This is a genomic window from Nitrosomonas sp. HPC101 (assembly GCF_009833125.1).
In the GTDB taxonomy this organism is placed as follows: Bacteria; Pseudomonadota; Gammaproteobacteria; order Burkholderiales; family Nitrosomonadaceae; genus Nitrosomonas.
On the sequence record NZ_QRCC01000001.1, the window covers coordinates 291680 to 317308 of the forward strand.

The 25629-nt window shown below is 47.7% G+C and carries 26 protein-coding genes; 14 read left to right on the forward strand and 12 right to left on the reverse strand.

All coding sequences use genetic code 11. The features are described from left to right. Positions 1–76: 76 nt before the first annotated feature. From radC to rpmG, 3 genes are all read left to right on the forward strand, one after another. Complete coding sequence (gene radC, locus ABO04_RS01310; protein WP_160808804.1) at positions 77–751, forward strand: DNA repair protein RadC; 675 nt, start codon at positions 77–79, stop codon at positions 749–751. A 68-nt stretch (positions 752–819) separates the two neighbouring features. Continuing rightward, complete coding sequence (rpmB, locus tag ABO04_RS01315) at positions 820–1056, forward strand: 50S ribosomal protein L28 (RefSeq protein WP_160808805.1); 237 nt, start codon at positions 820–822, stop codon at positions 1054–1056. Positions 1057–1096: 40 nt separating this feature from the next. Next, positions 1097–1252 (forward strand): 50S ribosomal protein L33, encoded by a 156-nt coding sequence (gene rpmG / locus ABO04_RS01320; protein WP_160808806.1) that lies wholly within the window; start codon positions 1097–1099, stop codon positions 1250–1252. Between the two features lie 70 nt (positions 1253–1322). Here rpmG and ABO04_RS01325 read toward each other — a convergent pair whose 3' ends face one another. After that, on the reverse strand, positions 1323–2510 hold the full coding sequence (locus ABO04_RS01325; protein WP_160808807.1) for a fatty acid desaturase: 1188 nt from the start codon (positions 2508–2510) through the stop codon (positions 1323–1325). 155 nt (positions 2511–2665) lie between these two features. Next, positions 2666–5404: a DNA polymerase I gene (gene polA / locus ABO04_RS01330; RefSeq protein ID WP_160808808.1), complete on the reverse strand. Its 2739-nt coding sequence runs from the start codon at positions 5402–5404 to the stop codon at positions 2666–2668. 15 nt (positions 5405–5419) lie between these two features. On the opposite strand from polA, the gene ABO04_RS01335 reads away from it, so the two are divergent. From ABO04_RS01335 to ABO04_RS01350, 4 genes are all read left to right on the forward strand, one after another. After that, entirely contained in the window at positions 5420–6139 is a 720-nt protein-coding gene (locus ABO04_RS01335) for a TIGR00730 family Rossman fold protein (RefSeq protein ID WP_160808809.1), read from the forward strand. A gap of 340 nt (positions 6140–6479) precedes the next feature. Beyond that, complete coding sequence (locus ABO04_RS01340) at positions 6480–6860, forward strand: DUF2782 domain-containing protein (RefSeq protein ID WP_160808810.1); 381 nt, start codon at positions 6480–6482, stop codon at positions 6858–6860. An 88-nt stretch (positions 6861–6948) separates the two neighbouring features. After that, positions 6949–7899 carry a homoserine kinase gene (locus ABO04_RS01345; protein ID WP_160808811.1) on the forward strand — a complete coding sequence of 317 codons (951 nt, stop codon included), beginning with the start codon at positions 6949–6951 and terminating at the stop codon, positions 7897–7899. Between the two features lie 89 nt (positions 7900–7988). Next, positions 7989–8780, forward strand: a complete 792-nt coding sequence (locus tag ABO04_RS01350; RefSeq protein WP_160808812.1) for a BPSS1780 family membrane protein — start codon at positions 7989–7991, stop codon at positions 8778–8780. Between the two features lie 220 nt (positions 8781–9000). On the opposite strand, the gene ABO04_RS01355 is transcribed toward ABO04_RS01350, so the two are convergent. From ABO04_RS01355 to hrcA, 5 genes are all read right to left on the reverse strand, one after another. Beyond that, positions 9001–11241 carry a UvrD-helicase domain-containing protein gene (locus tag ABO04_RS01355; RefSeq protein WP_160808813.1) on the reverse strand — a complete coding sequence of 747 codons (2241 nt, stop codon included), beginning with the start codon at positions 11239–11241 and terminating at the stop codon, positions 9001–9003. A gap of 177 nt (positions 11242–11418) precedes the next feature. After that, the gene (locus ABO04_RS01360) at positions 11419–12291 is read right to left on the reverse strand and encodes a phosphoribulokinase (RefSeq protein ID WP_160808814.1); all 873 of its coding nucleotides are present in this window, start codon (positions 12289–12291) and stop codon (positions 11419–11421) included. 120 nt (positions 12292–12411) lie between these two features. Beyond that, complete coding sequence (locus ABO04_RS01365; RefSeq protein WP_160808815.1) at positions 12412–13206, reverse strand: M48 family metallopeptidase; 795 nt, start codon at positions 13204–13206, stop codon at positions 12412–12414. A gap of 29 nt (positions 13207–13235) precedes the next feature. Continuing rightward, positions 13236–14333, reverse strand: a complete 1098-nt coding sequence (gene hemH, locus ABO04_RS01370) for a ferrochelatase (protein ID WP_160808816.1) — start codon at positions 14331–14333, stop codon at positions 13236–13238. A gap of 18 nt (positions 14334–14351) precedes the next feature. Further along, positions 14352–15368: a heat-inducible transcriptional repressor HrcA gene (hrcA, locus tag ABO04_RS01375; protein WP_160808817.1), complete on the reverse strand. Its 1017-nt coding sequence runs from the start codon at positions 15366–15368 to the stop codon at positions 14352–14354. A 232-nt stretch (positions 15369–15600) separates the two neighbouring features. On the opposite strand from hrcA, the gene ABO04_RS01380 reads away from it, so the two are divergent. Both ABO04_RS01380 and recN read left to right on the forward strand, forming a co-directional pair. After that, entirely contained in the window at positions 15601–16494 is an 894-nt protein-coding gene (locus ABO04_RS01380) for an NAD kinase (RefSeq protein WP_160808818.1), read from the forward strand. Positions 16495–16499: 5 nt separating this feature from the next. After that, positions 16500–18170, forward strand: a complete 1671-nt coding sequence (gene recN, locus ABO04_RS01385) for a DNA repair protein RecN (protein WP_160808819.1) — start codon at positions 16500–16502, stop codon at positions 18168–18170. 46 nt (positions 18171–18216) lie between these two features. Here the strand turns inward: recN and ABO04_RS01390 are convergent, their stop codons facing one another. The 5 genes from ABO04_RS01390 to rplM form a co-directional block, all read right to left on the reverse strand. Continuing rightward, positions 18217–18642 carry a polymer-forming cytoskeletal protein gene (locus ABO04_RS01390; protein WP_160808820.1) on the reverse strand — a complete coding sequence of 142 codons (426 nt, stop codon included), beginning with the start codon at positions 18640–18642 and terminating at the stop codon, positions 18217–18219. Beyond that, complete coding sequence (locus ABO04_RS01395; protein ID WP_240141362.1) at positions 18623–19402, reverse strand: DUF6776 family protein; 780 nt, start codon at positions 19400–19402, stop codon at positions 18623–18625. The genes ABO04_RS01390 and ABO04_RS01395 overlap by 20 nt, the downstream gene beginning before the upstream one ends. Before the next feature lie 72 nt (positions 19403–19474). Beyond that, a complete protein-coding gene (argC, locus tag ABO04_RS01400; protein WP_160808821.1) occupies positions 19475–20503 on the reverse strand; it encodes an N-acetyl-gamma-glutamyl-phosphate reductase in 1029 nt (342 codons plus the stop codon). Between the two features lie 144 nt (positions 20504–20647). Further along, a complete protein-coding gene (gene rpsI, locus ABO04_RS01405) occupies positions 20648–21040 on the reverse strand; it encodes a 30S ribosomal protein S9 (protein ID WP_160808822.1) in 393 nt (130 codons plus the stop codon). A gap of 11 nt (positions 21041–21051) precedes the next feature. After that, positions 21052–21486, reverse strand: coding sequence for a 50S ribosomal protein L13 (gene rplM / locus ABO04_RS01410; protein ID WP_160808823.1), 435 nt, complete (start codon positions 21484–21486; stop codon positions 21052–21054). A 149-nt stretch (positions 21487–21635) separates the two neighbouring features. Between rplM and ABO04_RS01415 the strand changes: the two genes are divergently transcribed. The 5 genes from ABO04_RS01415 (at position 21636) to lipA (ending at position 25621) form a co-directional block, all read left to right on the forward strand. Beyond that, positions 21636–22757, forward strand: a complete 1122-nt coding sequence (locus ABO04_RS01415) for a D-alanyl-D-alanine carboxypeptidase family protein (RefSeq protein ID WP_164504195.1) — start codon at positions 21636–21638, stop codon at positions 22755–22757. A 28-nt stretch (positions 22758–22785) separates the two neighbouring features. Beyond that, positions 22786–23643 carry a D-amino acid aminotransferase gene (locus ABO04_RS01420; protein ID WP_160808824.1) on the forward strand — a complete coding sequence of 286 codons (858 nt, stop codon included), beginning with the start codon at positions 22786–22788 and terminating at the stop codon, positions 23641–23643. Between the two features lie 12 nt (positions 23644–23655). Continuing rightward, the gene (locus ABO04_RS01425; RefSeq protein WP_160808825.1) at positions 23656–23919 is read left to right on the forward strand and encodes a DUF493 domain-containing protein; all 264 of its coding nucleotides are present in this window, start codon (positions 23656–23658) and stop codon (positions 23917–23919) included. Positions 23920–24040: 121 nt separating this feature from the next. Continuing rightward, positions 24041–24655 (forward strand): lipoyl(octanoyl) transferase LipB, encoded by a 615-nt coding sequence (gene lipB, locus ABO04_RS01430; RefSeq protein WP_160808923.1) that lies wholly within the window; start codon positions 24041–24043, stop codon positions 24653–24655. 21 nt (positions 24656–24676) lie between these two features. Further along, complete coding sequence (gene lipA, locus ABO04_RS01435) at positions 24677–25621, forward strand: lipoyl synthase (RefSeq protein WP_160808826.1); 945 nt, start codon at positions 24677–24679, stop codon at positions 25619–25621. Positions 25622–25629 lie beyond the last annotated feature (8 nt).

The window sequence follows — 25629 nt, forward strand, 5'->3', positions numbered from 1 at the left end:
CATTTTTGGCTGGAATAACCGTTCTACTCATATTACCGGAGTCAAACCTATTCACTTTTACAGGATTCATTCCAACATGGCAATTTCTGACTGGCCGGAAGCTGAACGTCCGCGGGAGAAACTAATCATCAAAGGTGCTGCAGCCCTTTCAGATGCGGAATTACTGGCTATTTTTCTGCGTACCGGTATTACCGGGATCAGCGCTGTCGAGCTGGCTCGTAAGCTGCTAACTCACTTCGGTAGCCTGACAAAATTATGTGCGGCAAATCTGCACGAATTCAGCGAACTACCTGGAATGGGGCCGGCAAAATTCGCACAGCTTCAGGCTGTTATGGAAATGGCCAGACGCGCATTGGCAGAAGAGCTCAAGAGTGGTGATATTATGAATTCGCCACAATCCGTACGAAGTTATCTCCGGCTCAGCCTGAGCGGAAGACCACACGAAGTTTTCGTCGGTATTTTTCTGGATGCCAGACATCGAACAATCGTTACCGAAGAATTATTTAACGGCACATTGACACAAGCCAGCGTTTATCCGCGTGAAGTCGTCAAACGTGCCCTCTACCACAACGCAGCCGCCATGATTTTTGCGCATAATCATCCTTCCGGTATCGCTGAGCCCAGCAAAGCAGATGAAACGCTGACTCAATCTCTTAAACAGGCACTGGCACTGGTAGATGTCAAGGTACTTGATCATTTTGTCATCGGCGGTAGTGAAGTCGTGTCATTTGCAGAACGGGGCTTGATTTAAATTGAAAAAACATATCTCTACAAGCTATAATGCAAGGCTTCAGTATTTTAATGACAGGAGTTAGTAACATGGCGCGTGTATGTCAAGTCACGGGGAAGCGCCCCATGAGCGGCCATCATGTCTCTCATGCAAACAACAAAACAAAACGGCGCTTTCTGCCCAACCTTCAGTCGCGCCGCTTTTGGCTGGAAAGTGAAAATCGCTGGATACGTTTACGTCTTACCAACGCCGCGCTACGCACTATAGATAAAAACGGTATTGATTCAGTCATTGCCGACATGCGGGCACGCGGAGAACGTATCTGATTAACACTCGGCAAAACGACGAACCCAGAAAGGTATATTCATGCGTGAAAAAATAAAACTTGAATCCTCAGCAGGCACAGGTCACTTTTATACCACGACCAAAAACAAACGTGCCAACCCGGAAAAGCTGGAACTCAATAAATTCGACCCGGTAGCGAGAAAGCACGTCCTATATAAAGAAACTAAACTTAAGTAGAGCCGTTTTACTTGGCCAATAAAAAACCCGCCTAAGCGGGTTTTTTATTCATCTTCTTAAGAAGACATGCTTACGCGTAACAGCGGAGCCTGCGAGAAAAATTCTCCAGAAATTCGATACCACTTTCCTCCGCACGACGACACCAGTCCTCCAGCTGCTTGAGCAACTCATCCTTGGTTGCCGCAGAACGTTCCCATATCAAAGACAATTCTTCTCTCATACGATAAAGCGTATCCAGCTTTTGAGTATGACTCAACGCCTGATCCAGCTTGGTACGCTCCTCTTCCTTCAGAGTTTTCGCATCAGCCAGTATCCAGCTCTTCAGTGTTGAACCATCCACACCAAGCTCGACTGCTGCTTTCTGTAAGGATGATAGTTCATTCTTGAATGCAACTTTCAATGACTTGGTATATTTCGCCAGTACCTCATAGCGATGGGAAATAACCGCCTGCAACGTTTCCAAGTCACATTGGGTCTTGGCTTTATTAAGTTGCAGCTTGGGAGCTGTTTTCTTCACCCGCGCTAATCCCATCATTTCCAGTAACCGGATATACAGCCAACCAATATCAAACTCATACCACTTGTTGGATAATCTGGCAGAGGTCGGATAAGCATGGTGATTATTATGCAACTCTTCTCCGCCAATCAGTATCCCCCAGGGGCTAATATTGCGGCTCGCATCTCCCGGGCGAAAATTTCGATAACCCCAATAGTGGCCAATACCGTTGATAACACCTGCCGCAAATACCGGCGTCCACATCATTTGCACAGCCCAGATCGTCAAACCAATCGGCCCGAACAACACCACATTGATAATCAGCATCAATGCAATGCCTGCCACACTGTGCTTGGTATATACATGACGCTCCATCCAGTCATCCGGGGTACCATGTCCGTAACGCTCAAGCGTTTCCTGGTTTTTGGCTTCGATCTTGTAAAGCTCAGCGCCTTCACCCAGTACTTTCCTGATTCCAAAAATTTGCGGACTGTGGGGATCATCCACAGTTTCACATTTTGCATGATGTTTCCGATGAATTGCCGCCCATTCCTTGGTTACCATCCCGGACGTCAACCATAGCCAGAAACGAAAAAAATGACTGGGAATGGGATGTAAATCCAATGCCCGGTGTGCCTGATGACGATGCAAAAAAATAGTAATGCTGGCAATCGTTATGTGGGTTAGCGCCAGCGCCACAACGATATATCCCCACCATGGCAGATCAATAAGCCCGGTCAACAATACCGATGCAATATCCATATCTGTAAGTCCCCTCCTTTTATAATCATAAATTATTCTATAACAGCCCAATCTAAATAGATGTCACTTATTAGTCAAGAAGTTTCATACAATCCCTGAAAAGAAAGTGAATAAAAGTACCAGTTACCGGGGTCGATTCAACAAAAAGCAGCAAGCTAATGTGCCTGATCCCAGTTTTTTCCAGAACCAATTTCAACTTTCAGCGGCACATCCAGCTTAAGGGTGTTCTCCATTAATATCAGTAGATTTTCTTTGACCACGGATAGTTCATTCTCAATCACCTCCAGCACTAATTCATCATGCACCTGCATAATCAATTTGCTTTGAAGCCGTGCTTCCATTAGCCACTGGTGTACAGAAATCATAGCCAGTTTAATAATATCAGCTGCCGTACCCTGCATTGGGGCATTGATTGCCGCCCGCTCAGCTCCCATCCGACGATTATGCTGGCTGCTGCGAATATCAGATAGTTGCAACCTTCTTCCCAGCACGGTTTCAACATATCCGTTCTGCTTCGCAAATTCTCTGGTACGCTGCATGTAATCCGCCACACCCGGGTAGCGCGCAAAATAGCGATCGATAAAGGTACGGGCGGCAGCACGCTCTATACCCAGCTGAGTGGCGAGTCCAAACTCAGACATACCATAAATTAAACCAAAATTAATAACCTTGGCGTAACGACGCTGTTCTGCATTCACCTGATCAACAGACGTGCCGAACACCTCGGCCGCTGTCGCACGATGAATATCCTGCCCTTCCAGAAACGCCTGTATCAATCCGGCATCCCGGGAAATATGCGCCATGATACGCAACTCGATCTGGGAATAATCGGCCGAAACGATATGCCAGCCATCAGGCGCAACAAATGCCTCACGGATGCGCCTGCCTTCCGGCGTACGCACCGGGATATTCTGTAAATTGGGATCATTACTCGCCAGGCGGCCGGTAACCGCTACCGCCTGAGCATAATTTGTATGAACACGGCCAGTCTGCCTGTTCACCATCTGGGGCAGTTTATCGATATAAGTCGACCTGAGCTTGGCAAGACTCCGATAATCCAGCAATACCCTGGGCAGCGGATAATCCAGAGCGAGCTGCTGCAGCACTTCTTCATCTGTAGATGGAGCACCCTTGGGTGTTTTTTTAATGACTGGCAACTGATGCTGCCCAAACAAAATTTCCTGTATCTGTTTGGTCGAGTTCAAATTAAAAGTATGGCCTGCCAAGGAATGGGCCTGCTGCTCCAACACTACCAATTGCTGCGCAAGCTCACCACTTTGCACCTGCAAGAGGTCGGTATCGAGCAATACGCCATTACGTTCGATCCGGAACAGCACTTCCAGCAACGGCATCTCAATCTGCTGGTAAATATATCCAAGGCGAGTGCCATGACCGATGATCGGATATAAAAAATGATGCAAACGCAACGGAATATCGGCATCTTCGGCTGCATAGATCCCCGCCTGATGAATTTCCACCTGATCAAATCCAATACGTTTCGCGCCCTTTCCGGTGACATCATCATAGCTGATGGTCTGGATATCCAGGTGTCGACGAGCCAGGCTGTCCAGATCATGTGGCAGATGAGATTCGAGCACATACGATTGCAGCAGGGTATCGTGCGTGATTCCGTTCAGTGCGATTCCGTGGTTGGCAAATACATGCCGGTCATATTTCAGATTCTGCCCTACCTTGGGCTTATCCCCATTCTCCAGCCAGGACTTCAACCGTTGCAGTACCCGCTCACGGTTCAGCTGTGAAGCTACACCCGGGTAGTGATGGGCGAGTGGTATATATGCTGCACGTCCTGGCTCCATGCACAATGAAAGCCCTACCAGTTTCGCCTCCATTGAATTTAGGCTGGTTGTTTCAGTATCGATTGAAACCAGCTCGGCAGATTCACATTGTGTCAACCACTCTTCCAGTTGCAAATCAGTCAGAATGATCTGGTAGTCACGCTCATTATCATTTTTCCCTTTTGGCAACAGTGGATTGCTTGCCACTGCTGTCGCAGTACCTGACTCAACCTTTCCATTCTCCTCTATGCTGGGTTGCTTGAGTTCACGCAACCAGCTGCGAAATTCAAGGTGCTCATAAAGTTCCACCAACCTGGCCGTATCGGGTGGAGCAGCGACCAGATCCTGCCAATCCACTGCAAGCGGAACATCGCATTTGATTGTCAGTAACTCTCGTGAGACCTGCAACCAACTCAGCGCCTTGCGCAAATTCTCACCCACCACCCCCTTTATCTCATCCGCATGCATAATCAGATCATCCAGCGTGCCGTATCGATCGAGCCATTTCACCGCTGTTTTGGGGCCAACCTTATCCACTCCGGGAATATTGTCCACGCTATCCCCCACCAGTGCCAGAAAGTCGATAATCTGTGCAGGTGTCACACCAAATTTCTGCAGAACACCAGATTCATCCAGTGATTCGTTACTCATAGTGTTCACCAGCCGAATACCCGGCCTGACGAGTTGTGCAATATCCTTGTCACCCGTCGAAATTACACACTGTATCTGCCTGGCGAGTGCACGCTCCACCAACGTTCCGATAACATCATCAGCCTCGACTCCCTCTTCTATCAGCAGCGGCCAACCCATCGCCCGGATACAGGCATGCAGGGGATCGATCTGGCTGACCAAATCTTCCGGCATCGGTGGACGGTTTGCCTTATATTGCGGATAGATATCTTCCCGGAATGTTTTACCTTTTGCGTCAAACACACACGCGCTATAATCTGGCTGGTATTCTTTATACAGGCGACGCAGCATATTCAGCACGCCATAAATTGCACCAGTAGGTTCATTAAGGCGATTACGCAAATCGGGCAGAGCATGGAAAGCACGATACAGGTAGGAAGAGCCGTCGATCAGCACGAGTGTTTTCATCAAACAAGGACCTTTATGAGTTTACAAGCAAAACTGGGGGATGCCCTTACCCTGGAAAAACCCTGGTCAGCCAGGGAATCATGGCGGGTTTTCGGTATCGTGGCAGAATTTGTTGAAGGTACAGAGAGACTCGAATGTATCCAGCCTGCTATCAGTATTTTCGGCAGTGCCAGAACCCATCCCGATCATCCACATTATCAATTAACCGAAGCAGTCGCAAGACAATTGTCGGACGCCGGGTTCTCGGTCATATCGGGTGGAGGGCCAGGTATTATGGAAGCCGCCAACAAAGGCGCTTTTTACGGCAAATCCCCCAGTGTGGGCCTCAACATTCAGCTTCCACACGAACAGCGCCGTAATGTCTATCAAGATATCAGCCAGACTTTCCGCCATTTCTTTGCTCGCAAATATATGTTCATCAAGTTTGCGACCGCTTACGTCGTGATGCCAGGCGGATTTGGAACGCTGGACGAGCTGATGGAAGCATTGACTCTCGTCCAGACCGGGAAAACCCGCAAGATGCCGATTATTCTGGTTTGTTCGGACTTTTGGGCAGGAATAATCGATTGGTTTCACCAGGTACTCATCCGAGATAATTTTATCTCTCCGGAAGACATGGATCTCATTCAAATTGTAGATGAACCCGCTCAGGTAGTAGATGCAATCTTTCGCTACTATGAAACATCCGGATTTGAACCCTCAGCCGCCGAACGTAACATACAACTCAATCTTTGACACCGGCAAACCCAATCCGCCAGGAAAACACCAGAATGTTACAACTATCCGGATACATAAGGGAATCTCTGATTACGTCCCCCATAAGCCGCATTGCAGACAAAATGGCGATGATCGCAAGAAGCGCGACGAAGGTCGCAGCTATTCTACGATGCCAAAAAGTACGACATAGCGAGCGCATGATTTTTCCGCAACTCTTTGGAACACTGGTTTTACAGACGGACTGCAGCGTTAGGCTCGTTGTGAAGGGAAGTCAACCATTCACCATTTCGCCCGCCTCGCATTCCACCCGCAAAACACAGTGTGCGACCACGCAAAACTTGATCAGAGGTTTCCTAGCATGAGGTCGGCAACGCTTTTATTTCTCTGCGGAAACCTGATCTGGATATCCTCTCTGGTATCAGCGCAAACCCAGTCGCAACCGGATAACCTGATTCCGTTACCGGAAATTCCAGATCCGCCTTCAACCGGGGAAGAACACGCTCTTCCTCCCGAATTAGAGCTGGATCCATCACTGGAGCCGGAAATCACAATCCATGAAGGAAAAGATGAAACAATTGAGGAATATCGTGTTAATGGCGAACTATACATGATCAAGATCACCCCCCGAATCGGAAAACCATATTATCTTCTGAACCGGCGCAGTGCTGCCGGAACAACTCACCGAGGCGACATGGAATCGGGTGTAAGTGTCCCAATGTGGCAGATCTACCGCTTTTGAGCAGAATTTGCCGGAATCCAGGCGATCTCCAGCAAATTCACCAATTTGCCCGCCATTCTTTACAAACTGCCTTTTTAACGCTTCATTCATGTCTGTTTTTACCCCGGTTACCAAAGAGCAGCTAGCTGTCTGGCTGCAAAACTATTCACTTGGATCGCTGGTTGATTTGCAGGGCATTTCATCTGGCATTGAAAATACCAATTACTTCGTGACGACGGTACAAGGTCAATTTATTCTCACACTGTTCGAAAAACTGAGCAGCGTTGAATTGCCCTTTTATCTCAACCTGATGGCGTATCTTTCCAGGCAAGGCATTCCCTGCCCCAAGCCTGTTGAATCACACAATCACAGCCTGCTGGGACAGCTGAACGGTAAACCTGCTTCCATCGTAACCTTCCTCCCCGGACGATCCATAGTACAAGTTACAGAAAAACAATGTGCACAGGTCGGAGAAATACTCGCCAGAATGCATCTGGCAGGGCTGAACTACCGTGGTAAAAATAAAAATCCACGCGGATCGGACTGGTGGCAGGCTACAGCCGGAACAATCATGCCTTTTCTTTCCCGTTCCAGGCAAAATCTGCTCAATGAGGAATTGCAATTCCAGGCGACACAAATGACTGTCTGTCTCCCGCAAGGAGTCATACATGCCGATCTTTTCCGGGATAACGTCTTATTCACATCCACCGGCATTGGCGGAATTATCGACTTCTATTTTGCCTGTAACGACGCTTTGCTATACGATCTGGCTATTACTGCAAATGACTGGTGTACACTGCCGGACGGCGCGATGGACAAGATACGTATGCACGCTCTTGTCGAGGCCTACCAGGTTATCCGGCCACTCACGACAGAAGAATACCCCGCCTGGCCAGCCATGCTGCGAGCAGGAGCGCTGCGTTTCTGGCTATCACGTTTATATGACTATTATTTGCCTCGTCCAGGCGAGCTGACACATAAAAAGGATCCAGATCACTTCAGGAAGATTCTGGAATGCCATCTGACCAGTCCAAGTGTGCTACGACCTCCTCAGACTTGAAGCCAGATAAATTATTGTCATCCTTTTTACATGCGCTCTTCAAACAATTAAAATTCTGGCCGGGCGTACTTTAATTACGGGAGAAAACTATGGAAGCACGATATGTACGCGGCAAGCAGGGATTACAGTGGATTTTAAGTGGCTTTTATTTTTTCCGCCAGGCACCCCTTCACTGGATCCTTCTGTGTTTTACTTATTTACTGATTGGAACAACGCTGGGGCTTATCCCATATCTGGGAAGTCTTGTTGGCATATTGACTGTACCTGTCTTTGTAGCCGGAATTATGGCCGGATGCAGACAGCTGGATTTAACCGGAAAACTTGAGCTGGAGTACCTGTTTTATGGATTCAAGAAACATACTGTACCCCTTATCACGATCGGCGGAATTTACCTGATCGGTGACGTGCTGATTACTGGTTTTTTCATGTTACGCGGAGGAGATGCCGCCATTGATATGTGGCTGCATGGCAAACGATTTGATGAAACCGAACTGGCCGGAGTCATGAATAACATCTTATCCGCCGCCTTATTTTCCCTGCTGCTCAGCATACCACTACTGATGGCAATCTGGTTTGCCCCCATGCTGGTGATCTTTGAGAAGATGCCTCCCCTCATTGCCATACGTAAAAGTTTTTTCGCATGCCTGAAAAATCTTTTTGCCTTTCAGATCTACTTTATTATTCTGTTTATTCTTGCCATGCTCTCAGCTATGCTCTACGGACTGGGTTTCATTATATGGTTCCCGATTGCATTCACTTCGGCTTATGTCAGCTACAAAGATATTTTTCACTACGAACAGGACGAAAGTACTGGATCTGATCAGAACAAGGATGAAAACAAGGAAAAAATCAGCCAGGGCGAGAATGATGAATCCCAATAGCCGAACTCGCGGAATCAATACAGCGTCGTAATATAAACAGCATGGTCAGAAACCACAGTTGACGCACACTTTATCATCAGGGTTTCCAAAGACTCATATTAGCAGGGTGATCAGTTCAAGGCAGAAGTCGGCAAAAAAATGGAGTTATACGTAATAAATTGAGTATTTTGAGCCGACTTTTAACGTAAAACAGCAACACAGATCGTTTTGCAAAGACTTCCTAGGATAGGGGAACCAGTTTTGCATAGGCAAGTGAAAGCCATTTTGTACCTGCCTGACGGAAATTCACCTGAACCCGCATATCGTGTCCGCTGCCCTCGTAATTTACAATCGTGCCCGTCCCAAATTTTGTGTGTGATACCTGCTGGCCAATATGGAAGCCTGCCACGTTCAGCCCTTGCACAGCCATTCCGGTTGCAGCGACCGGTGTATTTTTTCCGCCTTGACGGGAATACGTGGTGCCGACAACATTTTGCCCCGCTCGCGGTGGCCTCTGAGCGTATCCTGATCCGGAAAACCCAGATCGTAACCTTTTCAATAAATCATTCGGAATTTCATCCACAAACCGGGAAGGCACATTTACACGCACCTGACCGTGCAGCATGCGGCTCTCCGCATGACTCAGGTACAGTCGCTGCCGTGCACGTGTCATCGCCACATACATCAAACGCCTTTCTTCTTCCAGGCCATTCGGTTCATTACGGCTGTTTTCGTGAGGGAACAATCCTTCCTCCAGACCGCTGATGAATACCGAATGAAATTCCAATCCTTTTGCTGCATGCACCGTCATCAATTGAACTGCATCCTGATAGCCTTCTGCCTGATGCTCGCCGCCTTCAAGTGAAGCATGTGCCAGAAAAGCTGTAAGACTGTCATCTTCGGATTCATGTACAAAACTGATCGCAGCATTAACCAGCTCCTTAAGATTCTCCAGGCGCTCATTGTTACCCTCACGCTCAGCCTGGTAATGCGCCACCAATCCACTTTGATCCACTACATACCGGATTATTTCCGGCAATGGCTGCTCTGCACATGCCTGTTGCATAGATAAAACCAGGCTGACAAAACCCGCTATTCCTCTTCCGGACTGCCCCCCCCTGGCAGCAGCAGCTTTCCCGCTCTCATACACCTGGAGTGCTGCTTGCCAAAGACCGATTCCAGATGTTCCCGCCTGATCCTGCAACTGCTCCAGCGTACGCGTACCAATTCCTCTGGGAGGAAAATTAATGATCCGCAGCAAGGCATTGTCATCATTCGGCAAAGCAATCAACCGCAAATAGGCTAGTGCATGCTTGACTTCCTGGCGATCAAAAAAACGCATGCCACCATAAACGCGGTAGGAAATAGATGCATTGAACAAACCATGCTCCAGTACCCGTGATTGCGCGTTAGAACGATAAAGCAGCGCCATCTCGGAAAGAGACAAGCCTTCAGCGTGCAGTGCCTTGATCTCATCAATAATAAAACCGGTCTCATCCATATCCGTAGCAGCGTGATAAACCCGCACGGATTCTCCTTTCTCCGCCGCAGTCCACAGATTCTTGCCCAGGCGCTGCTTGTTGTTCTCAATCAGTGCATTGGCAGCATCCAGAATATTGCCTTGCGAGCGGTAATTTTGTTCCAGCCTGATGATTTTCGGTACGCTGAAATCCTTTTCCAGATCACGCATATTTCCAACACGCGCTCCCCGAAATGCATAGATGCTCTGGTCATCATCCCCAACCGCAAAAAGAGCAGCATGTTGTTGTGAATTCGAACCTGCCAGCAATTTGATCCACTTGTACTGCAACTGATTGGTATCCTGAAATTCATCTACCAATATGTGTTCAAAACGGTTACGGTAATGATCACGCAGAATCTGATTGCGGCTCAACAGTTCATAGCAACGCAGCAACAGTTCGGCAAAATCAACAGTGCCCTCCCGCATGCTGATGACTTCATATGCCTGATAGCATTCAGCCAGGATCAGATTGAAACTGCCACGCGTATTAACCTGCGATGCCCGTAATCCCTCTTCCTTGGCGTTATTGATAAACCATTGCAGTTGTCTGGCTGGCAAAGCCTTTTCATCCAGCAAACGCTCTTTCAGTATCCGTTTGATGACAGCCAGCTGATCAGCCATATCCAGTATCTGGAATGCCTGCGGCAATCCTGCATCTTCATGATGGGCACGCAGCATACGATGACATAAGCCATGAAACGTACCAATCCACATATTATGGATATTGACAGGCAGCATCGCACTGATACGCGCGCCCATTTCTCGTGCAGCTTTATTCGTAAAAGTAACTGCCAGAATATTTTGCGGTTGAGTAAAACCTGACTGCAGCAAATACGCAATCCGTGTAGTCAACACACGGGTCTTGCCACTTCCTGCGCCTGCCAATACCAGAGCGGATCGGTGTGGCCAGGTGACGGCTTCCAGTTGTTCAGGGTTGAGATCGGTAAGTAACTCAGTCATATACAAAGGAACATCCCAGTTGCTGTCAGGGCAGAGGGGAGAAATATCAGAACCTGCTTAATATTCCGCTAAAGGACGCACCACAATGTTAAAACCGGACCGGAAGCCCAGCTTTTGTTCAACCTTGAACTTGTACTGCCTTTCTTTGACGAAATTTTAAACAGGCTCCCAGAAAAACTACTTCTTACTCTTTGCTACCAAATCCAGAATCAGTGGCGTCAGAATCAATTCAATTGCCATACCCATTTTGCCACCAGGCACAACGATGGTATTGGAGCGGGACATAAACGATCCACTCAGCATGTTCAGCAGGTAAGGAAAAAAATCAGCACCGTGATAATCGCGAAAGCGGATAACGACCATGCTTTCATCCAGTGTCGGAATATCCCGGGCAATAAATGGATTGGAGGTATCCACTGTTGGCACGCGCTGAAAATTAACATGCGTACGTGAGAACTGAGGGGTGATGTAATGGACGTAATCATGCATACGACGCAGAATAGTATGCGTTACCGCCTCACACGAATATCCTCTGGCAGCAGTGTCACGGTAGATTTTCTGAATCCACTCCAGATTAACAATTGGAACCACACCCACCAGCAAATCTACATACTGACTGACATCCGCTGTATCACTCTTCACACCCCCATGCAGACCTTCGTAGAACAATAGATTTGTACCGGGCACAATTGTTTTCCACGGCGTAAAGGTACCCGGCTTCTGATTATAGGGTTTGGCTTCCTCTTCATTATGCAGATAAAGGCGCGTTTCTCCGGAACCGCTTTCTCCATACGTTCGAAATAAAGTTTCCAGTTTTTCAAACTCATTGGCTTCCGGACCAAAATGGCTGATTGGCCGCCCACCGCTCTTTTCCGATTCTTCAACCGCCTGCTTCATGGATTCACGGTCGTAACGATGGAAGCTATCGCCCTCAACCACAGCGACATTCAGCCGCTCACGCCGAAAAACATGCTCAAAACTTGCCTTGACAGTGGATGTTCCGGCTCCGGAAGATCCGGTTACAGCTATAACAGGATGTTTCTGCGACATTTGCTTTTATCTCCTAAATACAAAAATAATCTCTAAAAATCAACAAACAGCTATTCATATTCAGAACTGCAAGCCAATAATTCTGCATCCGCTTACAGTCGCCAACAAATCCGGTATTCTTCATTTAGTACAATGCGGGTTCTTTCCTGCAGCATTCGCCTGTTGCTGTAATTGCTGCGTTTTTGGTAAATATGCCTGCAGATTCTGGATACGAGATGCGTGCGAAGGGTGAGTGGAAAGAAATTCCACTGGTTGCGCACCCTGGCTGGCCTGCTCCATCTTTTGCCACAGTTTTATACTTTCTGACGGATTGAAACCTGCTTTGGCCATCAAATCCAGACCAATCATATCTGCTTCGGATTCCTGCAATCTGCTATACGGCATGATAATTCCGTACTGTGCTCCAACTCCCAGCAAACCGATTGCAGTTTGCCCCAACGCAGATTCAGGCGCAGTAACTGCCTGGATAAGTGATATGCCCAGATTGGTACCCGTCTGCTGGGATAAACGTTCATTACTATGGCGAGCCATCACATGTCCCACTTCATGGCCAATGACAGTTGCCAGCTGATCCTGGTTATCCACCAGATCGAGCAAGCCGGTATGCACACCAATTTTACCGCCAGGCAACGCAAACGCATTCAGTGACTGGTCTTCGAATACAACAACCTCCCATTCACCCTCCACTTCCCGCGTAATTGCGCTGGCCACACAACTGACAAACCGGTTATTCTTCGCGTTATGACTGATCTTGTTCTCACGCTTCAAGGTGTCAAAAGCCTGCAGGCCCATGCTGTTCACCTCAGCATCCGGCATAAATACGAGTTGTGTTCGGCCGGTAGGAGAAGTCGCGCAGGCGGCCAGAACATTGACAAATAGGAAAGCGAACAACAACTTCATCCATGGTGCATTCATTCTTTTCTCCCAATTGTAAAATGTATCAATCATTCTTCTGCTCCCAACTCCAATGCTCGCTTGCGTGACTGCTCCATATCCCCTTTGGCAGGCTGTCGGGTACCCCAGCCTGTCAAATGTGATTGAATAATATCCCCGATCGTCTTAATCCATTCCGGATGTTCATTGAGACTGGGGATGTAATGAAATTCACCTCCTCCGGCCTCGATAAAGGTTGTTTTTCCTTCTATGGCGATTTCTTCCAGCGTTTCCAGACAATCTGCGACAAAACCGGGACAGACAATATCGATTCGCCCGGTTTTCTGTTTACCCAGTTCTTTCAGAATATCTGAAGTATAAGGACTCAACCACTGAGAGAAACCAAAACGCGACTGGAAACACACTTGATATTGGCCCTCTGTCAACCCCAGTGCTTCAGCCAGTAACCGCCCGGTTTTCTGGCATTCACAGTGATAAGGATCGCCCATTTCCAGAGTTTTGTGCGGCACACCGTGAAAACTGATAACCAGCTTGTCAGGTCTCCCGTGTTTCTCCCAGTAATCACAAACATTCTGTGCCAGTGCTGCAATATAGCCCGGATCATCGTGATAGTGCCTGACAGTGCGAATATCAGGAATATTACGCATCTTGCTCAGCTCAGTAAAAACGCTGTCCAGCGCGCACCCGGCACTGCTAGCAGCATACTGGGGAAACAGCGACAACACCAGAATCCGACTGCAGCCCTGCTCTTTCATCTGCTGCAACTTCTCTGCAATAGACGGGTTGCCAACAATCATCGCATATTCGATCACCGGAGCCAGATCAAACTGTTTCTTCAACAAGGCCGCAACAAGTGCTGTCTGGCGCTCGGTATGTACTTTCAATGGTGAACCTTCCGACGTCCAGATCTGTTCATACTTTCTGGCAGATTTAGCTGGCCGGATATTGAGAATGATGCCATTCAGAATAAACCACCACAGCCAGCGCGGAAACTCAACGATACGGGGCTCACTCAGAAACTGCTTCAGATAGATCCGTAGCGCTTTGGCAGTTGGAGCATCCGGTGTGCCCAGATTAATCAGCAGAACGCCAGTTTTATCAATTGAACCGTGTCGATAGGCCGGCTCCGGCAACATGACTCGTGACATAAAATAAGATACGGGATATTACGACAGGTTGTTTGAAAGCAGACGGGCGGTTATATCGACAATAGGAATAATGCGCTCATAAGCCATACGTCGCGGACCGATTACTCCCACAGTACCCACAATTTCACCTTCCATTTCATAGGGTGCGGTTACCACGCTGACTTCTTCCAGCATGGTGCCATCGGATTCTCCACCAATAAAGATTTTAACGCCTCGCGCCTGACGACTTAATTCCATTAACTGCAACAGCTTTGATTTTCGCTCAAATAACTCAAACAATTGTTTCAAACTGGACAGATTATCCGATAAATCACGGACGTCAAACAATTTATGTTCTCCCGCTATCACCACTGCCTCACTACTTTCCTGCAGAGCGTCATTCCCTATTTCTATCGCTGCATTCATAAGATCAGTCATATTCCGGCGCAACTGTGTCAATTCGTGCTGCAGCCCGGAACGAATCTCTTCCAGCGTGCAACCAGCATAGTGCTGGTTAAGAAAATTCCCGGCTTCAATCAAATCAGACTGGCCATAAACTGTTTCAGTAAAAATAATCCGATTCTGAACATCCCCTTCCGGCGTCACCAGAATCAGGAGGATCCGTTTTTCAGACAATGGTACAAATTCAATATGGCGAAAAACTGCACCTCCCACTCGCTTGGGTGTCACAACGACTCCAACAAACTGGGTCAGGTCCGACAACAAGCGAGAGGTAACATTGATCAGACGCGACGGATTATTGGGGTGCATTCGATTTTCCAGCAGCGTAATCTGTTCATTATCCAGAGATTTCACCACCAGCAAGGTATCCACAAAAAAACGGTAACCAAGTGCAGTCGGCATACGTCCGGCAGATGTATGCGGGCTGGAAACATAGCCCATTTCCTCCAAATCAGTCATTACATTACGAATCGTGGCTGGACTCAGATCCAATCCAGAAAATTTGGCGAGCGCACGCGAGCCAACAGGCTGACCTTCATGAATATATCGTTCAACCAGAGCTTTAAGCAGAATTTTCGCGCGTTCGTTAAGCATCTGTTTATTTTACACGAATCAGTCTTGCTACGAGCAGGCACCATGAGCAGAAACAACCTGAAGCTAGAATTTCAAATCCCGCATACAAACGAAATACTGTTTTTTAACTCATTTCTACTTTTCCGGGATAGGCTGCGGTAATATCCAGTACTTACAATCACTTGAATTCATCCCAATCATCTGAAGCGGAAATCCGGATATTTTTTACTGTTCCACCTCTTTTTTTCCATACATGGGCAGCACTTTATTCAAAACAATCGCATTAATCGGAAAACATAAAACTCCCGATATCATGACGCCCCTGCTGGATCTGGCAGAATATTTAACCGACCGAGGCACCTGCGTCATACTGGATGCTTTAACTGCCACACATATCGGCAAAAGCCAATATCCTGTAGCAGATCTGGAAGAAATCGGCAAACAGGCTGATCTTGCAATTGTGCTGGGAGGGGACGGTACCATGCTCAATATTGCTCGCGCACTCGTCCCATTCAGTGTTCCGCTAATCGGGATCAATCAGGGAAGATTAGGATTCCTGACGGATCTTACAGTCGATACCATGTACGAAACACTGAACGACATGCTGGCAGGCCAATTCATTGTGGAAAACAGGATGCTGCTCACCGCCGAAGTTACCCGCCATGGAAAAAGTGTCTTTAAAGAACTGGCTTTCAACGATGTAGTATTTCATCGTGGTATCAGCAGCGGAATGATCGAACTTGAGGTTCATATCAATGGAGAATATGTTTATTCTTTAAGATCGGATGGCCTCATCATTGCGACCCCTACCGGATCAACCGCCTATGCACTTTCCTCTGGCGGACCGATTCTGCACCCTGGGCTGAATCTGATGATGCTGGTTCCTGTCTGTCCGCATACGCTCAGCAACCGCCCGATCGTAATTGGCGCAGATGCAGTCATTGAAATCAAAGTACTTCACTATACAACTGAGACAAAGATCTACACAGACAGCCATTCCTGGTTTGATCTGGGCGAACATGACAGAGTACTGCTTCGGCGCTGCCCGGAAACAATAAAACTCCTGCACCCCGTCCATCACAGTTACTACCGTATGTTGCGAGAAAAACTCGGTTGGAGCAGTATTCTTCAGAAAAACAGCCGTTAGTATTCATGTTGCAAAATTTATCTATCCAGAATTTCGTTATCGTTGATCACATTGATTTGTGCTTTAAACCTGGTTTTACAGTTCTGACAGGTGAAACGGGTGCAGGAAAATCCATTTTGATTGATGCACTGGAACTTGTATTAGGCAGACGTGCCGATACCAGCCAGATCAGGCATGGCTGCAAACGCGCCGAAATCACCGCACAATTCGATGCAAGCACCCTTCCCGCACTACAGGCATGGCTACAGGAAAATGCTCTGGAAGACGAAACAGGTATTTGTCTGTTACGCAGAATCATGGAAACCAACGGACGTTCACGCAATTTCATTAATGGACATACTGCTACCCTTCAGCAATTGCGGACAGCAGGCGAATGGCTGATTGATATCCATGGCCAGCATGCCCATCAGTTATTGATGCAAAATCACAAACAGTGTGAACTGCTTGACACCTGGTCAGGTGAATCGGATCTTGCCCGGCAAGTTGCTTCCTCCTATCGTCACTGGCAAAGTCTATGCCAGCAAAGACACTCACAAGAGCAGCAAAACGAGCAAAACACGCGCGAGTACGAACTTCTATCATGGCAACTGCAGGAGCTGACTGCTCTGAATTTTTCACCTGAAGAATGGGAAACCCTGCAGGCAGAACACAACCAGCTAACGCATACAGCAAGCTTGCTGGAAATTGCGCGACTCAGCCTGGAGTCATTATCGGAAAGTGAAATCGCAGTATTGCCACAACTCAGCACAGTGATCACCCGTCTACACAGCCTGGTGAATATCGATAAAACGCTTGAGCCGATTTGCAGCCAGTTGCAATCATCACAAATACAATTGCAGGAGGCAGTGTACGAGCTGAAACACTATCAGCAACACCTGGATATTGATCCTCGTAAACTGCAGGAAGCCGAAGCGCGTATTGCTGCGATACATGGAGTAGCCAGAAAATATCGCACCCGCCCGGAAACACTGCCGGAGCTACTGGAGGTAACCAGGCAGCGTCTGGAAATACTGGAAAACAGCTCAAATAATGAAGCACTGATCAAGGCAGAAAAATCTGCCCGCACTGATTATGAAAATCTTGCAGGCAAATTAAGCCAGGCAAGGCAGCATGCGGCAAATCAACTATCCGGGCAAGTCACAGAATCCATGCAGACCCTGGCAATGGCTGGGGGACGCTTCAACGTAGCAATGATACCCGTACCATCCGGCAACCTGCACGGCCTGGAGCAAATCGAATTTCAGGTATCCGCTCACAAGGATCTGCCGTTGCGGCCGCTGAATAAAATAGCCTCTGGTGGAGAACTATCGCGTATCAGCCTGGCGATTCAGGCTATTACCAGCAAGATCAGTTCCATTCCTACGCTTATTTTTGACGAAGTCGATACCGGAATTGGAGGCCGTATCGCTGAAATCGTCGGAAAACTGCTGCATCATCTGGGGGAAACACGGCAGGTAATCAGCATTACCCATCTTCCACAGGTAGCGGCCAAGGGCGATCATCACTGGTGTGTCTCCAAGACTGCCGGAACACGTGACAAACAATTGCCAGCGAGCCATATTGCAGAACTGGATGAAGCAGAGAGAGTTGAAGAAATTGCCCGTATGCTGGGCGGTGAAAATCTGACTGCTGCCACTCACCGGCACGCAGCAGAAATGCTGGATGCCAGCAAATAAAACCAGCGCCTGCCCAACATCTGAATATCGGATAGCTGTAACCCAATCACTCCGCTCTTTCTTTCTGTTCCTCGGCAGATACAACGTAGGTGATCAGCTTCTCTGGCTGCGGGTTCTCACGACAAACCATCTTTCCTTCAACGACAGCTCCTTGATGAATTTTTATAGTCTTATAGTAAATATCCCCGGTAATTTTTGCACCAGGCTGCAGTTCAAGATTTTCATTGGAATGAATCGGCCCCTTTACGGTTCCATTAATTACCAGATAGGGCACCTTGATTTTTCCTTCGACTACTCCCTGCTCACTCAATACAAGCAGAGAATGTTGCTTGTTGCCCGTTGTCATAATGCTGCCGCTGATACGGCCATCAACCCGTAACCCGCCAGCAAACTGGATATCACCGGTAATCACGGTATTTGCTCCGATTAATGTATCGATGTCGCTGACTACCTTACGTTTTTTTCCGAACATGCTCCGATTCCTTGTGAGATAACTGAATCGTTTTCGTCAGCACCGCTTCATTTGAACCGTTTTCATAAATAAGAACCTGCAGATTCTTCACTACCGTATCTGCTGGTATCTGGAAGCTTTTCTCCAGTCTGTGATAGAAGCGGAAATTTATGGGAAATTCTTTGGATGCATTCTCGTCCACAAGGGAAATAAATTTTTCTTCGCCATCCTGAAGCAATCCAACCACAAACTCCAGTTTGCCATTGAACTCTTGGGAACGCTGGCTCCCCTGGGCAAGTAATAGCGTATACAGATATTCACCGGGAAGCTGGCCTTGTTCAAGAGCAAAGCGATGAATAATTAGCTCGACATCAGGCAATTCTTCATTCCCGGAAATCATCTGCTGAAACAAATTCAAATCCTCTCTCAGGCGCTCGTTTTCTTCATCCAGAGACTTAACCTGCTTTACCAGATCGACACGCGTCGCATTGCTGATTTGCAACTGCCTGACAAGCTCTGCAAGCTGTGCACAAAGAGCAGAGTCATATTTTTCCAGGCAATTGTTTGATTCCAGTATCTGTTCAAAAACCGGATCAGCTGCAACACTCTCGGCTGGCTGAGCTGTTTCCTGTCCGATTACATACATTCCATAAGCAAGCACAGCTACCAGTAATAGCCCGATGGTTGCTATCAGCAAACGTCGATACCAGGGAACATGAGGACGCACAACGACTCTGGGTGCGCTGATATTTTTTTTATTATGCAGCAATTTTTCCCTCATTCTTTAGAAACTTCCGGGTATATTATCTGCAGTTGACGCTTTTCAGTTACTTCATGCTCCAATCACAAACTATCAGGGCAGCAGTGGAATATGCTGAATACCCATCGTCTCCAGCAGGCCATACATAATATTCATATTCTGAACGGCCTGCCCAGCAGCACCTTTAACCAGGTTATCTGTAACTGAGAGTATTACTGCAGTGTCACCATCCCGGGGACGATGAATTGCGATCCGACAAAAATTTGAACCACGTACAGAACGTGTTTCCGGATGACTGCCCGCCGGGAGCACATCCACAAAAGGTTCATTGACGTACCGGTTTTCGTACAATGCCTGTAAATCAACATCTCGGGTAAGTCTTGCATACAGAGTGGCATGGATTCCCCGAATCATTGGAGTCAAATGGGGCACAAAAGTCAGATCAACCGGCTTATCCGATCTCTCGGACAATCCCTGTCTGATTTCAGGCAAATGACGATGTCCCGCCACAGCATATGACTTAAAATTATCTGATGCCTCTGCATACAGAGTATGTATTTCAGCCTTGCGTCCTGCTCCGGAAACACCTGATTTGGTATCCGCTATCAAATGATTCACATCGACAGCACCTGCCTCGATCAGCGGGATAAAACCCAGCTGCACCGCCGTCGGATAGCAACCAGGATTAGCAATCAACCTTGCATTCCTGATTTTTTCGCGGTTAACTTCGGGCAAACCATAAACAGCTTCAGCCACTAATTCAGGAGCTGCATGCGACATGCCGTACCATTTCTCCCATTCCGTGACGTCCTTGATTCTGAAGTCGGCAGACAAATCAATAACTTTTATTCCGGATCCAAGCAATGCACTTGCCTGCTGCATGGCAATGCCGTTGGGTGTTGCGAAAAAAACAACATCACATTTACCAAAATCCACTTTGGCCGGATCGCTGAATTTAAGCGTGATCTGCCCGCGTAAACTGGAAAAAAGGTCGTCTACCCCGGTTCCAGCTTCTTGGCGGGAAGTAATGACCTGAAGCTTGACTTTCGGGTGCTGTGCAAGAATACGTAACAGCTCAACACCTGTATAACCTGTCCCACCCACAATACCAACATTGATCATCTCTAGGAAACAGCAACCAAAAAATTAATTATTTATTAAATAAGCAGCAGTAAATAGCAGGGTACTTTGTGTTGCAGACCCAATACGAAAAAGCCGCCCGATAGAAAGGGCGGCTTTTTCGTATTGTTCAAAAAACAACAACAATCACCGTTTAGAAAACTGTTTACGTCGTCTTGCTTTACGTAAACCAACCTTTTTTCGCTCTACTTCACGTGCATCTCTTGTCACAAAACCTGCTTTACTTAAAACCGACTTCAATGTTTCATCATAATCGATCAGCGCGCGGGTAATACCATGCCTGACCGCACCAGCTTGCCCAGATTCTCCACCCCCACATATATTGACCATAATGTCCAGATTAGCTGTATTTCCAGTCAATTCCAGCGGTTGACGAATAATCATACGCCCTGTTTCACGAGAAAAATACTCATCGGCGGGCTTACGATTTACCGTAATGACACCCGTACCTGGTTTAATAAAAACCCGTGCAACTGCACTTTTTCTGCGCCCGGTTCCGTAATTATATTGAATAGCCATGATTTATCAGATTAAGCGTTAATTTCCAGTGGTTGCGGCTGCTGAGCCGCATGAGGGTGTATATCTCCAGCATAAATTTTCAGTTTTTTTATCATGGCGTACCCAAGCGGCCCCTTAGGAAGCATACCTTTCACCGCTTTTTCAAGCGGCCGGGCAGGAAAACGCGCATGCATCTTTTTAAAGGTAGTCTCATAGATTCCCCCAGGATAACCACTGTGACGATAATATTTCTTGTCTTCGGCCTTGTTACCGGTCACTCTCAATTTATCTACATTGATAACTACAATATAATCACCCGTATCCACGTGCGGCGTATAAATAGGCTTATGTTTGCCACGCAGACGATGAGCAATAGCTGCTGCCAATCTACCCAGAATTTTATCGGTTGCGTCAACCACAAACCACTCGTGCTCTACTTCATGTGGCTTGGCAGAAAAGGTTTTCACTGAATTTCCTTTGTTTTTATAGTACAAGATAACCGCGAATTATGAGTTAGCACATTCAGAATGTCAAATCTGCATCCAGATAAAATTGATTTGGATTCAAAAAATCCACACTGCAAAGTCAGAGTATAATAAAGCTTTTCCTGACCCTCATGAAACAGTTTATTTTCTTTCTGTTCCTATTGATGCCAGTTTTTCCGGCATGGTCACAACAGCCGGAACTGGCTATTGCTGCCAAATCGTTCATCCTGACCGACTTTCACAGCAATCAAACGCTTGCCGAGTCCAATCCGCACGAACGATTGGACCCTGCCTCACTCACCAAATTGATGACAGCGTATGTCGTCTTCTCTGCTCTGAAGCAAGAGCGTATAAAACCGGATCAGATCGTACCCGTATCCAAAAAAGCCTGGCGCACGGCAGGATCACGCATGTTCATCGAACCAAACAAACAGGTCACTGTTGATGAATTGATTCATGGAGTAATCGTACAATCAGGAAATGACGCCTGTGTTGCTCTAGCAGAGCTAATTGCCGGCTCGGAAGATCTGCTTGCGCACATGATGAACGAGGAAGCAAAGCGTCTGGGCATGCACAACACGCACTTTACCAACTCAACCGGACTGACCCATCCTGATCATTACAGCACGGCTTATGATCTGGCATTGCTGGCAGCTGCAATTATCAGAGACTTTCCGGAATACTACCCGCTCTATTCTTTACGCGAATATACCTACAACGGCATCACCCAGCAGAACCGCAATCGCCTTCTGTGGACGGATCCCAATGTTGATGGCATGAAAACGGGATGGACGGAAGCTGCCGGATATTGCCTGGTCACTTCAGCAAAGCGTGATCACCGGCGCCTTATTTCTGTGGTAATGGGGACTGCCTCGCCCAATGCTCGCAGCATCGAAAGCCAACGCCTGCTGAATTATGGATTCCAGTTTTTCGATACCGCTCATCCCTACAAGAAGGATCAACCTGTCGCCAATGTCCAGATCTGGAAGGGTGCACAAAATAAACTCAAGGTTGGATTTGACCAGGATATCTATTTTTCGCTTCCCAAAGGCAAGGTTGATGGATTGAAGGCCCGGATGGAATACCGCCAGCCACTCGTTGCTCCGATCAATCGTGGTCAGGAAGTGGGAATGGTAAAATTCATCCTGGATGGACAGGAAATAGCGACCTATCCGCTGGTTGCGCTGGAGACAGTTGATACCGCCAACTTCTTCGGGCGTGCATGGGACAATCTGAAAATGCTGTTCAACTAATCTCTAATAATTTCGTGACAATAAAAGCATGATCTATCTCAACGGAAAATTTCTACCAATAGAGCAAGCTATGGTTCCGGTGCTGGACAGAGGCTTCATTTTCGGGGACGGAGTCTATGAGCTCATACCGGTCTATTCACGCAAACCATTCCGGTTGAATGAACATCTTTCCCGTCTGCAGTATAGTCTGGACAACATCCGCATCCAGAATCCGCATACCGAAAAACAATGGGTTGACCTGATTGCACGCGTTATCGAACTGAACGAATACGATGACCAGTATCTTTATTTGCATATTACGCGTGGCGTAGCAAAACGTGATCACGCATTCCCTCACGGAATAACACCCACTGTCTTCATGATGAGCAGCCCACTACTGACACCTCCGGAAGAATTACTCGTATCCGGAGCATCGGCTGTCACCGCATCTGACAATCGCTGGGGGCGCTGCGATATCAAGACCATTTCTCTCCTCCCTAACATATTATTACGCCAGCTTTCGGTAGACGAGCACGCCATGGAAACTATTTTGCTGCGTGATGGATTATTGACCGAGGGAGCCGCCAGCAATATTTTTATTGTAAGAGGCAACCAGCTGCTGACTCCGCCAAAAGATCATCGCATATTGCCCGGTACTACCTATGATGTGGTATTGGAGCTGGCTGTAACCCATGATATCCCTCACGCAATAAGAGATGTCTCAGAGACTGAATTACGCACCGCACAGGAAGTCATGCTCACTTCTTCCACCAAGGAAATTCTTCCCATTACCCAGCTCGACGGACAGCCAGTCGGCAATGGTGTTCCCGGTCCGATATTCCAGCAACTCAACCGGCATTATCAGGCATACAAACAGGCTGTGATGCGTGGACACGCCTCACGCTAGTAATCCAATCCCATGACAGAAGAATCACTTATCGAATATCCTTGTGACTTCCCGATCAAAATCATGGGAAAATCGCAGCAGGGATTCACTCAATCCATGTTGACTATTGTCAAAACACACGCCCCTGACTTCGATGATACAACCCTCGAAGTTCGCACCAGTAAAAATGGTACTTATCTAAGTCTTACCTGCACAATTCAGGCTACTTCTCGCGCGCAACTGGATACTCTTTATCAGGCACTGCATGCTCATCCGATGGTCACCATGCTGCTTTAGGCAGCTCAGTACCGGCAATCTTCATTCCCGTTGCTGCTATAGAATCAATCTGCAGAAAAATAAATATTCAGCGCTGAACGATTTACTCACGGGCTGAATCATGAATTGGGCAACAGGCAACATGTTCACCGTTACTGTAAAAAACATGAGGATCACTGAGTACCTCATTGCCTGGCAGGCAATGAAAGATTTTACACAACAGCGCACCCGTGAAACCACTGATGAGATCTGGCTACTGGAACATCCGCCTGTTTACACCCAGGGAATCGCTGGAAAACCCGAGCATCTACTTTTTCCGAGCGATATTCCCGTCATCAGAACTGATCGAGGGGGACAAATCACCTACCATGCTCCCGGGCAGATTATCATGTACTTACTATTGGATTTGCACCGCCGGCAGCTTGGTATCAGGCAGCTGATCAGAAAAATGGAAGGAGCCGTGATAGACTTGCTGAGTGAGTACGATGTTGCTGCACAAGGCAATGAGAATGCACCCGGCGTTTATGTCAACGGCGCCAAAATCGCCTCTCTGGGACTGAAAATCAGGCACGGAGCCTGCTATCATGGCATAGCCTTCAATGCTGACATGGATCTTACGCCCTTTACCGCGATCAACCCCTGCGGCTATCATGGTTTGCGCGTTACACAGGCAAAAGACCTTGGCATACTAGACAACAAAAAGGTGCTTGCCGCCAAACTGGCGCAGAATTTTATTGCCCAATTAACCGATGCTTAACATACAGGATAACCGCTACCCATGACCGCTGACACCCATCAACGAGGCACCGCCAAAACAGCGCGCAACCCGGTCAAAATCGATCTGGAACAATCCGGACAGTTGTTACGCAAACCTTCCTGGATTCGCGTACGCTCACCCAACAGCCAGCGATATCAGGAAGTAAAACGTCTGCTGCGCGAAAACAGGCTACATACCGTTTGTGAGGAAGCCTCCTGTCCGAACATCGGAGAATGCTTTGGCCGCGGCACGGCAACGTTCATGATACTGGGTGATTTATGCACCAGACGCTGTCCGTTCTGTGATGTGGCACATGGCCGGCCGCATGCACCCGATCCGGACGAGCCGATACATCTGGCCAATTCTATTGCAGTGCTGAAGCTCAATTATGTTGTCATTACCAGCGTGGATCGTGATGATCTCAGAGATGGTGGTGCGCAACACTTTGCAGACTGTATCCGCGAAATTCGCACTCAGTCTCCACAAACACGGATCGAGATCCTTGTCCCCGATTTTCGCAGCAGACTGGAAATAGCACTGGAAAAGCTGTCTGCTTGCCCACCTGACGTGATGAATCATAACCTGGAAACCGTACCGCGCTTGTACAGACAATGCCGGCCGGGTGCTGATTATGCACATTCATTACAACTGCTGCAGGATTTCAAAACGGCATTTCCGCATATTCCAACCAAATCAGGCCTGATGCTCGGGCTGGGAGAAACCGACGAAGAAATCATCGAAGTCATGCGCGATTTACGCGCACACCAGGTTGATATGCTGACCGTTGGCCAGTATCTGCAACCCAGCAAAGGGCATCATCCTGTCATGCGTTATGTTTCACCCGAAGATTTCAAAACATTCGAGCGCATCGCTACCCATCTTGGATTCAGCCATGCTGCTTGCGGCCCAATGGTGCGTTCAAGCTACCATGCCGACCAGCAGGCACATGAAGCGGGTATCGAATAAATAATATT

Excerpts from the sequence above, each read along its gene's own strand:
- lipA (WP_160808826.1), top strand. The coding sequence starts at position 24,677 with ATGACCGCTGACACCCATCAACGAGGCACCGCCAAAACAGCGCGCAAC.
- ABO04_RS01335 (WP_160808809.1), top strand. The coding sequence starts at position 5,420 with ATGAGTTTACAAGCAAAACTGGGGGATGCCCTTACCCTGGAAAAACCC.
- ABO04_RS01395 (WP_240141362.1), bottom strand. The coding sequence starts at position 19,402 with ATGAGGGAAAAATTGCTGCATAATAAAAAAAATATCAGCGCACCCAGA.
- ABO04_RS01345 (WP_160808811.1), top strand. The coding sequence starts at position 6,949 with ATGTCTGTTTTTACCCCGGTTACCAAAGAGCAGCTAGCTGTCTGGCTG.
- ABO04_RS01380 (WP_160808818.1), top strand. The coding sequence starts at position 15,601 with ATGGGCAGCACTTTATTCAAAACAATCGCATTAATCGGAAAACATAAA.
- argC (WP_160808821.1), bottom strand. The coding sequence starts at position 20,503 with ATGATCAATGTTGGTATTGTGGGTGGGACAGGTTATACAGGTGTTGAG.
- ABO04_RS01420 (WP_160808824.1), top strand. The coding sequence starts at position 22,786 with ATGATCTATCTCAACGGAAAATTTCTACCAATAGAGCAAGCTATGGTT.
- hemH (WP_160808816.1), bottom strand. The coding sequence starts at position 14,333 with ATGTCACGAGTCATGTTGCCGGAGCCGGCCTATCGACACGGTTCAATT.
- polA (WP_160808808.1), bottom strand. The coding sequence starts at position 5,404 with ATGAAAACACTCGTGCTGATCGACGGCTCTTCCTACCTGTATCGTGCT.
- rpsI (WP_160808822.1), bottom strand. The coding sequence starts at position 21,040 with ATGGCTATTCAATATAATTACGGAACCGGGCGCAGAAAAAGTGCAGTT.
- ABO04_RS01425 (WP_160808825.1), top strand. The coding sequence starts at position 23,656 with ATGACAGAAGAATCACTTATCGAATATCCTTGTGACTTCCCGATCAAA.
- ABO04_RS01350 (WP_160808812.1), top strand. The coding sequence starts at position 7,989 with ATGGAAGCACGATATGTACGCGGCAAGCAGGGATTACAGTGGATTTTA.
- rpmB (WP_160808805.1), top strand. The coding sequence starts at position 820 with ATGGCGCGTGTATGTCAAGTCACGGGGAAGCGCCCCATGAGCGGCCAT.
- ABO04_RS01360 (WP_160808814.1), bottom strand. The coding sequence starts at position 12,291 with ATGTCGCAGAAACATCCTGTTATAGCTGTAACCGGATCTTCCGGAGCC.
- rpmG (WP_160808806.1), top strand. The coding sequence starts at position 1,097 with ATGCGTGAAAAAATAAAACTTGAATCCTCAGCAGGCACAGGTCACTTT.
- ABO04_RS01365 (WP_160808815.1), bottom strand. The coding sequence starts at position 13,206 with ATGAATGCACCATGGATGAAGTTGTTGTTCGCTTTCCTATTTGTCAAT.
- ABO04_RS01340 (WP_160808810.1), top strand. The coding sequence starts at position 6,480 with ATGAGGTCGGCAACGCTTTTATTTCTCTGCGGAAACCTGATCTGGATA.
- recN (WP_160808819.1), top strand. The coding sequence starts at position 16,500 with ATGTTGCAAAATTTATCTATCCAGAATTTCGTTATCGTTGATCACATT.
- ABO04_RS01415 (WP_164504195.1), top strand. The coding sequence starts at position 21,636 with ATGAAACAGTTTATTTTCTTTCTGTTCCTATTGATGCCAGTTTTTCCG.
- ABO04_RS01390 (WP_160808820.1), bottom strand. The coding sequence starts at position 18,642 with ATGTTCGGAAAAAAACGTAAGGTAGTCAGCGACATCGATACATTAATC.
- ABO04_RS01325 (WP_160808807.1), bottom strand. The coding sequence starts at position 2,510 with ATGGATATTGCATCGGTATTGTTGACCGGGCTTATTGATCTGCCATGG.
- lipB (WP_160808923.1), top strand. The coding sequence starts at position 24,041 with ATGTTCACCGTTACTGTAAAAAACATGAGGATCACTGAGTACCTCATT.
- hrcA (WP_160808817.1), bottom strand. The coding sequence starts at position 15,368 with ATGCTTAACGAACGCGCGAAAATTCTGCTTAAAGCTCTGGTTGAACGA.
- ABO04_RS01355 (WP_160808813.1), bottom strand. The coding sequence starts at position 11,241 with ATGACTGAGTTACTTACCGATCTCAACCCTGAACAACTGGAAGCCGTC.
- radC (WP_160808804.1), top strand. The coding sequence starts at position 77 with ATGGCAATTTCTGACTGGCCGGAAGCTGAACGTCCGCGGGAGAAACTA.